The sequence below is a fragment of the Phycisphaerae bacterium genome, assembly GCA_018003015.1.
Classification (GTDB): Bacteria; Planctomycetota; Phycisphaerae; order UBA1845; family PWPN01; genus JAGNEZ01.
On sequence record JAGNEZ010000027.1, the window covers coordinates 36,129 to 51,453 of the forward strand.

General features: G+C 63.1%; 9 protein-coding genes. 6 read left to right on the forward strand and 3 right to left on the reverse strand.

All coding sequences use genetic code 11. From position 1 onward, the window contains the following. The first annotated feature begins 54 nt into the window (after positions 1-54). The 3 genes from KA354_13300 (at position 55) to KA354_13310 (ending at position 6,156) form a co-directional block, all read left to right on the forward strand. Positions 55-936, forward strand: a complete 882-nt coding sequence (locus KA354_13300; protein MBP7935616.1) for an HDOD domain-containing protein — start codon at positions 55-57, stop codon at positions 934-936. 291 nt (positions 937-1,227) lie between these two features. After that, entirely contained in the window at positions 1,228-2,817 is a 1,590-nt protein-coding gene (locus KA354_13305; GenBank protein ID MBP7935617.1) for a glycosyltransferase, read from the forward strand. A 54-nt stretch (positions 2,818-2,871) separates the two neighbouring features. Continuing rightward, positions 2,872-6,156: a hypothetical protein gene (locus tag KA354_13310; GenBank protein ID MBP7935618.1), complete on the forward strand. Its 3,285-nt coding sequence runs from the start codon at positions 2,872-2,874 to the stop codon at positions 6,154-6,156. Between the two features lie 196 nt (positions 6,157-6,352). Here KA354_13310 and KA354_13315 read toward each other — a convergent pair whose 3' ends face one another. Both KA354_13315 and KA354_13320 read right to left on the reverse strand, forming a co-directional pair. After that, on the reverse strand, positions 6,353-7,252 hold the full coding sequence (locus tag KA354_13315; protein ID MBP7935619.1) for a prepilin-type N-terminal cleavage/methylation domain-containing protein: 900 nt from the start codon (positions 7,250-7,252) through the stop codon (positions 6,353-6,355). A 52-nt stretch (positions 7,253-7,304) separates the two neighbouring features. Beyond that, entirely contained in the window at positions 7,305-7,727 is a 423-nt protein-coding gene (locus KA354_13320; protein MBP7935620.1) for a hypothetical protein, read from the reverse strand. A gap of 653 nt (positions 7,728-8,380) precedes the next feature. Here KA354_13320 and KA354_13325 point away from each other — a divergent pair. The 3 genes from KA354_13325 (at position 8,381) to KA354_13335 (ending at position 14,868) form a co-directional block, all read left to right on the forward strand. Then, a complete protein-coding gene (locus KA354_13325; protein MBP7935621.1) occupies positions 8,381-9,775 on the forward strand; it encodes a SpoIID/LytB domain-containing protein in 1,395 nt (464 codons plus the stop codon). 133 nt (positions 9,776-9,908) lie between these two features. Continuing rightward, positions 9,909-11,216: a hypothetical protein gene (locus KA354_13330; protein MBP7935622.1), complete on the forward strand. Its 1,308-nt coding sequence runs from the start codon at positions 9,909-9,911 to the stop codon at positions 11,214-11,216. 7 nt (positions 11,217-11,223) lie between these two features. Next, a complete protein-coding gene (locus KA354_13335) occupies positions 11,224-14,868 on the forward strand; it encodes a hypothetical protein (GenBank protein MBP7935623.1) in 3,645 nt (1,214 codons plus the stop codon). Position 14,869: 1 nt separating this feature from the next. Here KA354_13335 and KA354_13340 read toward each other — a convergent pair whose 3' ends face one another. Further along, on the reverse strand, positions 14,870-15,319 hold the full coding sequence (locus tag KA354_13340; protein ID MBP7935624.1) for an ACT domain-containing protein: 450 nt from the start codon (positions 15,317-15,319) through the stop codon (positions 14,870-14,872). Positions 15,320-15,325: the final 6 nt, after the last annotated feature.

The window sequence follows — 15,325 nt, forward strand, 5'->3', positions numbered from 1 at the left end:
AGGCGACTGGCTGGGGTCCAGCCGATCGCAGGATCCTCGCAAGGATGAACAGTAATGCCTAGTACAACAGCAGTTCCTGACGCCGCACAGGTCATCAAGCTGGCCCTCGGGAGGATCGGCGAGGTTGCCACGCTGCCGGAGGTGACCGCCAAGATCATCTCGGTGGTGGATGACCCCAAGAGCACGGCCCGTGATCTGCATCACATCATCAAGAACGACCCGGCGCTGGCGACCAAGATCATGAAGGTCGTCAACTCCGCGTTCTATGGCCTGCCGGGACAGGTGTCGGATCTCGACCGGGCGATTGTCCTTCTGGGGCTGAGCGCGGTCAAGAACATCGCGATTTCGGCTTCCATCAGTCGTCTCTTCACCAGCGACAAGATGTCCGACAAGTTCAGTGCCCGCGACCTATGGAAGCACAGCGTGGCCGTCGGCGTGGCGACTCGACAGTTCTGCTGTCTGATCGGCAAGAAGGCATTTGCGGAGGAGGCGTTCCTAGGAGGTCTGATCCACGATCTTGGTCTGCTGGTTCAGCGTCAAGCTTTCACCGATCAGTTCGCGGAGGTGATCCAGGTGGCCTCCAAGGGCGAGACGCGATTCTGCCAAGCGGAGGCCGAGATCATCGGTGCTGACCATCAGGTCCTCGGGGCGGCCTTGGCAGCCAAGTGGAAGTTCCCGCGCGGCCTGCAGACCGTGCTGGGCTATCACCACCATATCACCAACCTCAGCGAGGACCATCGCATCCTGCCGTCCATCGTCTACGTGGGCGACGTCCTCTGCTGCCACGAACGAATCGGCTTCCACCTCACCGCGGAAGGTCAACCGCTCGACAGCGGTTTACTCGAATCGGTTGGCCTGACCGAGGCGGACCTCAACAAGGTGCGCGAGGAGTTGCCCGAACTGATTGTGGCGGTTGAGGATATCCTCATGGCCTGACGCATCTTACGCGTCGTCGAGCTTGATTACGCCATCGCAGTACGCATCCCGCGACGATCCTCCTCCAGGGCCAACCCTGGGACCGGGCACCGGAAGTCTGGCACACAGCCGAGCTGGCGACGCATCTGCAGGCGAGCTGCGAGCCGGTTGTTTTGACCCGCGATTGAACGAAGCTACCCTTCATGAGCAGGCTTCACCTTCCATTGACACTGGGCGAACACAACCCTAAAGTACCGCCTGAGCGAGGTTTGGCGGAAACCACGGGAACGGCGAGCGGGGCTTGGGGACGCCATGGCGTCGAGCGACTTTCTAAGGTCACTTCTCATCACCGTCTTCCTGGTCAGCACGAGCGCCCTCGCCCTGTACGGCCTGCACCTGTATGTGCTGGTGTTCTTCTTTCGCAGGCGACACGCAGCTGCAAGCAGTGAGCAGCAGGCGTTTCTCGCGCGTTATCGCGAGGAGACTCCGGAAAGCGACTGGCTCGGCGTCACCAGCCAGATCCCGATCTACAACGAAGCCGATGTGGCCATCAGGGTGATCACGGCCGTGGCGGGCATGGACTATCCTGGCGGCAAGCACACGATTCAGGTTCTGGACGACAGCACGGACGAGACCCGGCTGCTCGTCGATCGGGTGGTCAGGCCGCTCCGCGAACAGGGGGTGGACATCGAGGTCATCCGGCGTGAGAACCGCGAAGGATTCAAGGCTGGTGCACTCAAGATGGGACTGGCGCGAAGCCGGCACCCACTGGTTGCCATTTTCGACGCCGACTTCGTTCCTCCCCGTGATTTCCTTCGACGGGCGACCCCGTTCCTGGCTGGGAACGAGAAAGTGGCCTGTATTCAAGGGCGGTGGACCTACCTGAACCCCCACGAGTCCTGGCTAACGGAAGCCCAGTCGGTGGGTCTCGACGGCCATTTTGCGATTGAGCAGGGTGCTCGGGCGTGGAATCAGCTCTTCATGAACTTCAACGGAACGGCCGGCGTCTGGCGCAAGGCCGCCATCGACGACCCGGCGGTGGGCGGCTGGACGGCCGACACGCTCACCGAGGACCTGGATCTGTCGTACCGGGCTCAACTGGCGGGCTGGAAGATCGAATACTGCTTGTCGCTGGAATGCCCGTCTGAGCTGCCCAGCACGATTACTGCCCTCAAAGCCCAGCAGCGGCGCTGGACGACTGGGGCTACCCAGACGGCAGTGAAGTTGTTGCCTCGGATCTGGCGGTCAGACGCCCGGCTCTCCCAGAAGCTCGAGGCGACCTTCCATCTCACGCATCACACGGCGTCGCTCTGGATGGTCTTCGTAGCCCTGATGACTCGTCCGTTGATCCTGGGAGTCGATCCTTCCGCATTTCTGCCCGCCTTCTTGACTGGTTACACGATGATGATCATCACGTCTCTCGCCCCGCCGACGATGTATGGATACGCCCGTCGCGTTCTGGGCGGCGGATGGAGCGGCCTCAAAACCACCCCGGCGATGATGGTGATCGGAACGGGCATGTCCATCAACAACGCTCTGGCAGTGCTTCGGGGGCTTCTCACCCGCGGGGGGGAGTTCGTGCGAACACCCAAATCGGGCAGCACGCAGCGGCGCAAGCAGGCGAGCCGCTACAAGACCAAGAGCGCTCCGCGGCTGTGGATCGCCGAGATGCTGCTCGGAGCCTATTGTCTGGCCTACTGGGTAGTATGCCTTTCTCAGGGTCGGCTCGTGTTCAGCGTCTTCCTGATGGTCTACGCGGCCGGGTTCCTGATATCAGGGTGGATGTCACGCCCCAGCGCACCAACGATCGATCGCCGACGTTTCATAACCGTCTCCGACGGCGGGGAGACCGAAGTGAGCCCCACCCTCGCTCCGGCGAGCGCGCCGGTTCGCGCCCGCTAGCCCGGCAACTCCCAGCTGACCGACTCATGTTTGTGCAGTGAAAGGAGCTTACGCATGCCGCAATGGAGTCTTTGGTTTGTCTTCAGCGTCATCGCGACGACCGGGGTCGGGCGGCAGACGGCCCAGGCCAAGGTGGGCGAAGCGGTCAACCTGGCGGACTTCGCCCGAGTCGTCAAGTACGTCGGCGATTCGCCGGAGACTTTGCAGGTTCGGGAGCTCGAGCAAGGCAGCGAGGGATGGGAACCCTGGCGTGGCGACGACAACGAGTACATGATCGGTCTCGAGTGGGACGAGCCGAGAGACGTGTGCCTGGTCGAAATCGAGTTCCGGCACGCCATTTCCGATCGAGACAAGATTCGCGTGCAGTATTATCAGGACCATTGGCCGAGTGCCGAGACAGGCGGGTGGGCGGGAGTTGATGATCCTTTCCACGGCAAGTGGGTCACCGCCAAGGCGGACTGGTGGGCAGGCGATCGGGACGTCACCTTCGCGTTCCTGCCCTACGACCAGGAGCAGCCCGGCGCCGGGGCTCCGGACGTCATCTACCGTCGGACCTACCGTTTGCGGTTTCTCCTTGGGAGGCGGGACATCGAACTGCCTGCGGTTAGATACTTCCGGGTTTATGGTCCCCGGAAGACGCTCTCGGCGAAGTTCGACATCCGCTTCGAGCCCCGAGGCAAGCTGCGTCTTCCGCTGGACGTCTCGGTGGTTAACGGTGACATCATCGACCGACTGGTTGGCGACACGACGATCCAGAGCTGGGTGCTGAATCGCGAGCCCACCAGTCTCGAAGTCAACTACCTCGAGGACCTGGAGACCCCGAGCCGCACCGTGGTCACACTCCGCTCGCCGGAGAATCCGCTTGTGGGCATGTCGTTTCTTCCGGCTGAGGTCGTCAAGCACGGGATCATGCGCGTTCCCTCGATGGGCATCGTGATCGCTCACGTTGGCAGCAGGCAAGCTCTCCAGGCGGGATCAAGGACGGGAATCTCGGTTTTCGATCGGGTGGCAACGGAGCCGGAGCAGAGCTGGGAGCGGGCCCGGCGAGAGATTCCCGAGCTCAGGAAAAGCCGACAGGTCCACCTTCCGCTGCACCTGCCGCTCGGGCCGCCGGATGCCCGCCAGGAAATCGCGGTTAGTTACGATGGGAGCATCCTGCTGAGCAAGTCGGCACTCAAAGTGCCCGCGGCGGACAGCGACCGGATGCACTTCCCTGCGGACGAGTGGTACATCCGGGTGGATACCGGCACGCGGGCATTCGACCGAACAACGGAGGGAAACGTCAAGCAGCGACTGGTGGACGGCTATCTGCCCATCGTGGTCAACTCGTGGGAACACGAGGGTGTCAAGTATGAGGAGACCTCGGTCGCCACGTTCCTCGACGGCGAGCCGCGGGAGATCCGAGGTGACGAGACCGTTGTCCTGCTGACCCGGTTGACCATGACCAATCCCGGCAGCGGCCCGGTTACGGCGGCGGCCGCACTCAGCAGCGATCCCGGGGAGCAGCTGATCCTGGAGTCGGGGCACGTCTCGGCCCGAGCGGCGATTCGCGAGAAAAAAGCGAGTGTCTATCACCGTCCGCAGTATCGGTACCACGTCAGGAGCAGTGCCGAGGTCATCCGAATCGAATCCCACGGCAGCGACGGCGCGGAGGCCATTGTATGGCAAGGCCGACTGGCGGCCGGACAGTCCGTGGTTCTCGAGTGGTTTGTGCCCTTTGTCACCATCGATACTGACGTCGAGCGGCGTGCGATCGCCGGGCTCGATTTCGACAAGGTCCTCAAGAGCGAGAGCGAGCGGTGGCAGGCCATCATTGCCGGACAAGCCACCATCGAAGTTCCCGACCCGCTGCTCAACGATTTCTACAAGGCCCAGCTGGCTCACATTCTGATCACCGCCGATCGTGATCCGTACGGAGGCTTTCGCGTTCTGCCGGCGGCCACGCTCAGCTACAACGTGTGCATGAACGAGTCCTGCCATCAAATCCGGGCGCTGGAGGTGCGTGGTTTGCACGCGCACGCACAACAGTATCTGGATGCGTTTCTCACGGGTCAGTCCACGCGCGGTCTTCATGGCCGGTTCACCGACAAGCACGGTGTCATCCACGGCCTGCCGAGCATAAACGGCAACTACCAGACGTTCAACTACAACCTGGACCACGGTTTCGCCCTGTGGATGCTGAACGAGCACTACCGCTTCACTCGTGACAAGGGTTGGCTATCGGCCGTGACCGGTCAGCTGGTTGCGGCCTGCGATTTCGTGACCCGCCAGAGCAGGCTCCCGGCTGAATCCAACACCCTGGGCAAGGACGATGCTCGATGGGGCGAAGGGCTATTGCCTCCGGGTCACCTCGAGGACCCGCCCGAATGGTTGTGGTGGTTCGCGGTGAATGCCTACGCCGCTCGGGGGATGCGAATGACCGCTGAGTCGCTGGCCGAGATCCACGCTCCTGAAGCGGCCCGGATCGCCCGCGAGGCGACCGCGTTCAGCAAACACCTCGAAGACTCGTGCCGGGAGGCGATGGTGCAAGCGCCGGTTGTCCGCCTCCGAGATGGCACCTACGTGCCCTTTCAGCCGACGCGGAGCCGGCTGCGCGGACGTGATCTTGGCTGGATCCGTGACGCTCTCTATGGCCCCGTACATCTGATCGATTGCGGCGTGTTCACGCCGGATTCGCCCGAGGCCGAGTGGATCCTCCGCGATACGGAGGACAACGTATTCATCGGCGAGGAACGAGGACGAGGACTCGACGACTTCGAGAGACGGTGGTTCAGTTGGGGTGGGATCACGATTCAATCGAACCTGCTGCCCAATCCGCTGGTGTACCTGCAGCGCGGCCAGGGCAAGCATGCCGTCCGGGCGTTCTACAACAGCCTGGCCGCCAACGTGTACGCCGACGTTCGGGCCTTCACCGAACACCCGGTTGCGGCGTACGGGCTGGGCCAAGGACCAAACTACAAGACGCCCGACGAATCCGCCTTCGTCGTCTGGCTCCGCTCGCTGCTGGTGTTCGAGCGCGGCCAGGAACTCGACTTGCTGGCCGGAGTACCGCAGGAATGGCTAGGGCCGGGCAAGAAGATCACGATACGGGGCGCGGCGACCTGGTTCGGGCCCCTCGATCTGGCAGCTGAAGTGGCGGCAGATGGACGGCAGCTGTCGGTCAAGCTCAGTAGTCCCAGCCGCAATCCGCCCAAGGCCATCCGGCTGCACACCCGGTTACCTGGCAAGGTGGCGGCCGTGACCCTCAACGGCGCTGCCCTCTCGACCTTCGATGCCCAGGGAGGCATCGTCACACTGCCGGGCAACGTCGGCCGGGCGGAGATCATCATCGCGCATTGACGGAGAACTCGTGGCGAGATCCTGAGCACCTGCGGGATTCTTCGTGGCGGGACCCCTCTTCGGGCGGGTCCTGTTGGCCTCAACCCCGTCATTTACCGTCCAACAAGAACGGCCGGCACAGAAGCCGGCCGCAGCGGCAATCGTCGGGACAACTGACCAGCGACCACGCGCCGGCGCGGGCACCGAAGGTGAACAGTCAGTTATAGCGGTGCCTGACGCCGTAGTCCTCGGCTGACGGGCACTTCTCGATCTGGCGATACGCACCTTTGCCGCCGGTCTTGGAACTGCCGCGGTAGAACTCATCATACCATTCGCGACCGGACACCCACTTGCTTCTGTACTTGACGCACTGGTCCCTGGAGCCGAAGTACTTCCCTTCCGTATGGGGCCGGGGCGGAAGGGACAGAGCCTCGACGTGGCCATCCGCGCAGCCGACGTTGCCCCGCTTGCGCGAATGCCGGTCGGTCAATCCGTCGTCGTTGTCCCAAGCGCTGTTGTTGCACCCGCTCAGGTACCACTCGTAGTCTTCCTCGACCAGGATGAAGGTGGGGCTGACGCGCATGTTCGCGGTGTGATCCGTCTCGCTGTAGTTGCCGGAGGCGCCGGCTCCTCCGAAGCGGTAGTGGGATTGTCCCACGGAAGCGGTATTGGCTCCGCTCATCATGACGGGGGTGGTGTAACTGTAGGCATCATTGGTTCTGCTGGTATCCCGGTGGGGGTTGTCGTCGGGGCAGCGGTAGGCCGCCCTGTTGCTGCCCATGTGCTTGAAGACGGTGCCATCCTCGGGCTGGCGCCCGGGGTATCCGCCGGTCTTCCTGTTCCTGTTGCTGAGTCCCAGCCAGTCCGCGTTGTCATCCTCGCTGTTGCCGGGAAGGAAGCCCTTGGTCTCCGAGGAATACGCGAGGAAGGCGGTCGTGAGCGACTTGAGGTTGGCCTGGCAAACGACCATCCGAGCCTGCTTTCTGGCCGACTCCAGCGAAGGGAGCAGGACGGAGACGAGTAGGGCAATGATGGCTACGACGACCAAGACTTCGATCAGGGTGAAGCCCCGGCTACGTCTGAGGTGCGGCATGGCCAAGTCTCCTGTTCTGTACATTTGTGACTTCGCAGACCTGTACTAATACTTTAGCCATCCTTGTAGTGATCTGTCAAGGAGCGGGATTGCCGCTGCGGCGAAGACCGGCGATGTTGTTCTGAATTGCGCTGCGGACATCAGTGTTTTTTTCTTTTTGCAGCAGCCGTTCAAGTGCGGGTATAGCCTGGACGGGGGCGTTCGTGCGGTAGATGGCGGTCACCAGCTGGATGCGGAGATCGGGGTCGTTGGGAGCCTTTTCGTAAGCGGCTGTCACCTGGGGAATGACCTCCGGGCCGCGGCGGCCCAGTTCAATGATCATGTCATCGCGCTGGTCGGGCTTGGCCGCCATCAGCTTGTCGATCAACTCGTCGGAAGGTGCTTTGAGCTGAGCGGCGGGCCGGTTGAGCCAGAGGTAGCCGAGGACGACCACGATCACGGCCAGGACGATACCGCCACCGACGGCGACTCTGCGATTGGGGCTAGAAGATTGGCTCATATGCGTCTTCCTGTCTCTCTCTTGCCTGGTTCTGCCGAAGCCAAGAACCAGCCTTCCTGAGTTGCACCTTACCGGGAAACCACCTCCCGCAATCGGGTTTGTTTCCCGTTCCATGGCTCGCGCCCGTCGCTGCGAGGGCACTATCGCGTGGCGCCGACCCCGGGGGGCGGCGGAGAAATGGGCGCTACGCATATCCTGCTGGTTGCCCTTTGGCCCAGGCCTCTGGACCGGGACTCGGCTCGACGCCCGCCGGCGTCCTGTCCTCCGTCCAGGGCGCCTTCCATGATACCACCTTTCTTCTCCCCGAGTCCACCAGACCACCTGGGCTCGGGTGCTGTGGGGTCGTCTCGGGCCTGCCGGAGGTCAACTGGCCGCGCTCGGGCCTTCAAGGCCCATGGCGGCGTCCTGGGTTTGAACGGATGAGTCGCTCCACGATTCGGCTTGCCGTGCCCGCCCTTCCGGGTTACTGTCGCGGCCATGGTCGTGTCCTCCAACTCGAACCGACCGAGTTCCGGCCATACCCGTGGCCGAGAAGCTGACGAGCGAGCTGAGGAAATGGGACCGAAGGTGTCCGCAATAGACAGCGGCGTTCTCTGTTGTTTCGCAAGTAACGCATTTGGGCTACGTTACAAACGTAGGAGATTTGTCATATCATGAGCGTCTGCAGCCTAGCGGCGTGGGATATGGAGACCCGCCAGGAGCCGAGCATCCGCGTGGGCATCATCCTTCCCGAAGACGAAACGCATCAGGTTCGGTTGAGCACCCCCAAGGATGATGCTTATCGTGTCTGGCTGGACGACATGAGTGGTCCCATGCTCCAGGGGGCCAGCCTTGAGGTCCAGATCGATGATCGGCGACTGGTCTTGAAGGGCGGCGACAGCGCGATCGGGAAAGCGGGCATCATCCGGTTGATGCCTGAGGCGGAGCAGCGGCTCGCCCAAGGGGCGGGAGCATTGGTCCGAGGAGTGGTCACCGGGCGTGGCTTCCATTGGCAGAAGCGGATTCACACCAGCCTGAATGGCATGCTCGAGTTCCGGCTGCACGAGGACCATCTGCTGCTGGTCAATGAGGTCCCGCTCGAGCAGTACCTTGTCGGCGTGCTCACGGCAGAGATGAGCGGCAATTGCCCGGTGGAGTATCTGAAGACCCAGGTCATTGTCGCTCGATCGTGGGTCCTGGCTTATACGGAGAACAAGCACCCGGATCTGCCCTTCGACCGCTGCAACGACGACGATTGTCAGCGGTACCACGGCACGACGTCGCTGACGCCTACGGCGGTGGAGGCGGTGCGGGCCACGCGCGGCCAGGTGCTGGTGGATGCCAGCGGCGAGGTCATTGACGCCAATTACTCCAAGAGCTGCGGGGGCGTGAGCGAGACGCCGGAGAACACCTGGTCCGTTGCCAAGGCCGGCCTGGTGGCCATGGTCGACGCGCCAGCGGGCTCGCAGGCCCGAGGGTTCTTTCCCGTGACCGAGGACAATCTCGACGAGTACCTCACCGGCTCATGGCTGGCACACACTGACATCTTCTGCAGCCCAGCGGTTGTACCTGATGATGAGGTTGCCCGGTACATCGGGAAGGTGGACGAGCGCGGCAACTACTTCCGTTGGCAGATTCACTATGATCGCGAAGACCTCGAGCAGATCCTGCGCGACAAGTTCTTCGCCCGACAGGATCCGGGCAAGGTGGCCGCCCTTTCCACGCTGATGGACGTTCGGGTGACGCGACGAGGGCTCTCGGGCCGAGCGATCGCGATGGATCTCGAGTATCTGGACCCGATGCGCCAGCTCCATCTGGTGCAGCTGACCGACCAGCACAAGATCCGCGATGCCTTACACGAGAAGTTTCTCTACAGCAGTGCATTCAAGATCGACATAGAACGCGACCCGAACGGTGTTCCGAGGCGAATCACGCTGACCGGCGCCGGTTGGGGGCACGGCGTGGGCATGTGCCAGATTGGAGCGCTGGGCATGGCCCTCAGGGGTTACACGTGTGAACAGATCGTGCGGCACTACTTCGAGGGGATCGACATCCACGCGTGCTACTAGCGAGGCCCGACACGCCGAGATGGGGATGCGATCTGTCGCCTTTCAGCCGGGGCGGGATCCTGGGATCAAGGGTCGGGGACGATCTCGACCGACGACCGCTCGAGCCCATGAAACCCGATAGCTGCGTACTTGCGTGAACATATCGAGCACATTCCCGTCGACCAACCGCCTCCTCACGTGGGGTCTGGCCTTGTTTCTGCTTGCGGTGATAGCGCGTGTGGGGTGGGTGGTTGTGCGGTTTGGCTCGCCGGAGCGATCGGAGACGCTGACCTACCCGGATGAGGAAGCTTACTGGGAGGGAGCCCTGTCGCTGGCGGCGGAGCGGGGGCTGGTCGACGAGTTTGGGTTTCGGGCAACGTACATGCCCGCGTATCCGGCGTTTCTGTCGATCTACACAGGCTGTCAGCGGCCGCTCTTCTGGGCTCGTATTGGACAAGCGTTGTTTGGAGCGTTGGCGGCCCCGGCGGCCATGTTTCTCGCCTGGCGGTGGTGCATGGCCGTCTCGTTGTCGTCGGGGATTCGGATCATCGCCCCCCTGGCAGGCACGCTTGTGGCGCTCGATCCGTTCCTGGTGTTCTTTTCCGGTCTCCTGCTCACCGAAGCCTTGTTTGCAGTGGTCTTGGTCGGATGGATGGCATTCGCCATCTCCATGGCCGACCGGGCGCGACGGCTTTCGATCCGGGACGCGTTGCTCAGCGGGGTGATGGCTTGGGGCTGCATCATGCTCCGCCCCTCGGCCGTGTTCCTTGTCCTGCTGTTGCCTGTGGTGATAGTGCTGCGCAAGCGGTTCGACTGGCGGAGCTTTGCGGCCGGGGGTCTCCTTCTTGCCGTTCCGATGCTTGGACTCGTTCCTTGGGCCGTCCGCAACCACCAGACTGTCGGCCAGTGGCGGTGGCTGACGACTCGCGGCGGGATTTCGCTGTACGATGGAGTTCGGGGGGGTGCGACAGGAGACAGCGATCTGGCCCATACCAAGAGTATGACCGAGGTGCAGGGGCTCAGCGAAGTGGAGTGGGACGCCTATTTTCGAGCCCAAGCCTGGAAGGCTATCGCCGAGGATCCTGGCCGGATCGTGCGTTTGATGGGCGCCAAGTTCCTTCGAACCTGGAGTCTCACCCCGAACGTTGCGGCATATCGAGGTGGCATGGTGGCTTGGATCAGCGGGATCTGGATGCTGGCGGTTCTTGTTCTGGCGGTGGCGGGCTTCTGTGTTGTCGTGGGTCGCAAACCCGGTCGAGAGGGCGAGCCGCCTTCGCGCCGGGAGCGTGTGGCGACTACCTTCCTCTTGCTCTTACCGGTGATTGTGTTCACACTGCTGCACATGGTATTCGTTGGCAGTGTTCGGTATCGGGTGCCGATCATGCCGTTCCTATGCGTGCTGGCCGCGACCGGCCTGGTGGCCCGGGGGCCGCGCCGGCGAACCGGGAACCTGCCCAGGTGAACCGCTCTTGAGGAATCCCTTCACCAAGCCGTGGGGTGTGCTGCTGAAGCGCCGCCGGCCGCTGTCTCGGGGACGGCGGTGGGTTGGTCTGGCTCTACTGGTGGTGCTGGTTCTGATTCTGGGGGGGTACTGCCGACTGACCGACAAGACCCGGCTGCGGGCGATGGCCGAGGGGTGGCTGGAGGATTTCAGCGGCGGCGAGGTGCGGATCGAAGATGTCCGCCTGGACATGTTCGAGGGGCTGCATCTGGTCGGGGTGACCATTGCGACGCCAACCGCAGCGCGCTTTGACCCGAGTGACGATTCGCTGGCCAACCGTGTCATCCTGAGGGCCGCCACCGTCTTCCTGCAGCTCCGCCCGGTCAGCGTTCTGACTGGCCATCTTGTCGTGCCGCAGATCACAGCGATCAATCCCGAGATCGTTGTTGCCCGCCGCAGCTCGGATGGCAAGTGGAACTGGGAGATGATGGCTCCCCAGCATAGGAAGCGCTTGTCCAAGAAGGCCATGCAGCTTCCGGAGATCCGGCTGCGTGATGCTCGGGTCATCCAATGCCGGCTGGACGAGCGCGGCTGGTTTCGCGCACCGGCCCAGGGATTCTGGGTGGAGGCTCGGCCCAAGCCCGACCAGGCCGACACGTACACGATCGCTCTCACCCGGGTGTTCAACAGCTCAGCCGAGGCCGAGACGGAGCCGGAATCGGCCCAATTTGACTTCAATATGCGGACGCTCGCGCTGGAAGGCAGCTTACCGTTCCTGTCCGTGGACGAGATCAGGATGGCAGCGCCGGCGACGGTCTCGCGGTGGCTCGAGGTGTTCTCCACCAGCGGTTTCGTCCGCGCGAACAGCCTTCGGGTGAATGAGGGCGCGAGGCTTGCCGCATCGCTTGATCTGCGCGAGGCCACCGTGTCGGTTCCACTGAACGACGACGAAGCCGCTCGTCCACCCGAGCAACGTCACATCCGCCTTGATCAGATCGAAGGCACGATCACGATCTCCGGCCGCGATGCGACCGCCGACCTCCGGGGCCGATTTCACGGCCGGCCGGTCGCGATGAAAGGTCGGCTGGAGTTGCCGGCCGACGCCGTCCGGGGCATCGAGAGCCTGGGATTCGAACTGGAGATCAAGGCTGACACTGTCCAACTGCCGCGTGCCGACGGACAGGCGGACGAAGCCGAGCGACGGTTTGTACAGAGCTGGCCGTCGGTAAGCCGTTTCGTGCGTGATTTCGACGGGATGGGGGCGATGGACCTGACGGCTCGGATCCGGAAATCCGCCGGGCCGGGCAGCCACGTCGAGTTCATCGATGGCAAGCTGGTGTTTCGGAACTCGTCCGCTCAGTACATCTTCTTCCCGTACCGGCTCCACGAGCTGAACGGCGCGGTTCAGTTCCGACCGGACGGTCGGATCGCGCTCAAGGACATTGCGGGGGTTCACGACCGGGGCCGGGTGGTCATCAACGGCCTTCTGGGCGGGCGCTTGTCCCAGGAGGGACAGCTGAGCATCACCGGTGAGGGCATCAGCTTGACCGAAGACCTGCTGGTCTGCCTCGATCGGCGAGACCAGGAACTCATCCGCAGATTCCGAGCCACTGCGAAGGCTGATGTCCACGTTGAGATGAAGCGGCCAGCGAGACCTCTCGACGGTCCGCCGGCACCTTGGGAAACCGAAGTCGACCTGCGTTTCCTGGACGGCAGCGTGAACCTGGACAGCTTCCCTTACCCGCTGGACCATCTTGGCGGGCAGATGCGCATCGCCAAGCAGCGTATCGAGGTCAAGGATCTCTCCGGCCGGCGGAGGGATGGGCGGGTCAGCGTCAGCGGATGGGCCTCGGACGCGCCGGATAGGGGCGTGGCGTTCGATCTGACGCTGAGCGCCACCGGCATTGAGATCGACGAGATGCTCGGCCAAGCTCTTCCCAGCAGCGGCCGGCGGCTGTACGAACGATTCGAACCCACCGGCGTTGCGGACATCGACGGCACGCTGAGCACGACCGAGCCGGGTGGCGCGCTGACCTGCAATCTCGACGCGAACCTGAGCAGGACATCGGTTGTCATTCCCGAGGGCGCCTCCCGACTGGAAGACGCACGAGCCAGACTGAAGATCACGCCAGAGACCCTTGAGGTGACCTCTTTCGAAGGCCGACTCGGCCAAGCGGAGGTCCGGTGTTCGGCGAGGATTCCGCTCGCGGATGACGATCCGCACCTGTCGTTGCACCTGACCGCCGATCGCATGCCGCTCGACGATAGGCTTCGCCAGTCTCTCCCCGCGAGCTTGCGGGAGGTCTATGACTCGTTCCAGCCCAAGGGTACAGCGGCCGTGGATGCCCGGTACGAGCGTTCGTCCTTCTCGTCCCGGCCTGCGGGTACAACGCAGCCCACCAGTCTCCCGACGGACACATCCGACTACGTCGTGGCGATCGAGCCTCAGGGTTGCGAGGCAGTTTACGAGGGCTTCGCGCTACCGCTCCGGGAAATCAAGGGCCGGATTACGGTGACCCCCCGTGCGATTCGCATCGAATCGACGACGGCTCGCTACGAGAACAGCCCGGTACGCATCGATGGTACCGTTCGTCGGCAAGGGAACCAGACCTCGATCGAGTTGGCCATCGACGCCAAGGAGGTCGGCTTCGCTGAATCGCTTCGGCAGGTGCTGCCTTGGCGAATACGGCGACTCTGGAACGATGTGAAGCCCATTGGCAAAGCGGATTTGACCTTCGACCGCCTGGCCATGACGCTGAGTGCCGGTTCGCGGCCTGCCTGGGAGTTTTCCGGCAGGGCTGAGCTGAAGGGCCTGTCGCTCGCCCTGGGCTCGTCTCTCACGGACATTCACGGGGTGATAGGTGCGACGGGCAGGATGGGTGACGGATGGGAGATCAGCGGGGAACTGGACTGGCCATCGTTGCGGATCGACGGCCGTCCGCTGAGCAACGTCAAAGCCCAATTCGCTCGTCCCGCGAACGATCCTGTTTTTCGAATCCAGCAGATTCTCGGCAACTTTTGCGGTGGCAGCGTGATGGGGGAAGTGGACATCGACACCTCGCGTTCGGGCCCGGCCTTTGGCCTGTCGCTCGCGGCCAGGGAGGTGTCGATTGGGGACTTCTTGAATGCCGCCCTTAAGCCAGGCCAGACGCCGGTCGACCTGCAAGGCCAAGTTGAAGGCAACCTGGTTTTGGCGGGCCGGTTCGGCGATCCGTTCAGCCGGCACGGTAGCGGTTCGGTGACGATTCGAGAGGCCCAGATGCTGAAGCTGCCGTTCCTGCTGGCCATGCTGCAGGCGGCGAACAAGCCGGCCGAGGATCAGAGCGCGTTTCAGGATGCCCTGCTGACCTTCGCCGTGGATGGTGACCAGCTCTTGTTCGAGGAGATTGACCTGCGAGGCAAGACGCTGTCGATGGTCGGAGCCGGTCAGGTGAACACGCCCACGGAGGCGCTCGACCTCACGCTGTTGATCGGCAGCCCGCTGCGTTTGCCCAGGATCGAGGTGCTGAGCGAACTGCTGGAAGGCGTTGCCCGGGAGTTGGTCGAGGTCCGCGTGGAGGGCACGCTAGCGTCTCCGATCTACCGGGCGGAGCTCGTGCGCAGCATTCGCAAGACGCTGGATACGATTCTGAACGCCCGGCACCGGCAACCGAGAGTTCCCCGATCGCGATGACCTATCGGAGAACGGCCGGTCGCCGGAGGTCGGCCTGTGCATCGCGACGTTTGGGTCCTTTCTCCTGCAGGACCTTCATGGCCTTCTTGTTATCGGCGACCTTGAACACCCCGTTGGTCTTGCCCCCTTGTGCGCCGGTCGTGCAGTAGGCGTAACTGATGTTGATGTGTGCGTCAGCCAGTCTCTGACACAGATCTGCCAGCGCTCCGGAGCGGTTGGCCAGAGCGACAACCAGGACCTCGGTCTCCGTGGTAGGCAGGTTCAGCCTGGTGAGAGCCTCACGGAGACGACCAGGGGCATCCACGACCAGGCGGAGCACGCCGTGCTCGCTCGAATCGGCCAGGGTCATGGCCAGGACATTGATCCTGGCCATGGCGATCTGTCGAGTCACCTGGGCCAGAACACCGGGCTTGTTGACCAGGAAGACGGAGAATTGCGACGTTAGTTCCATGCTGCA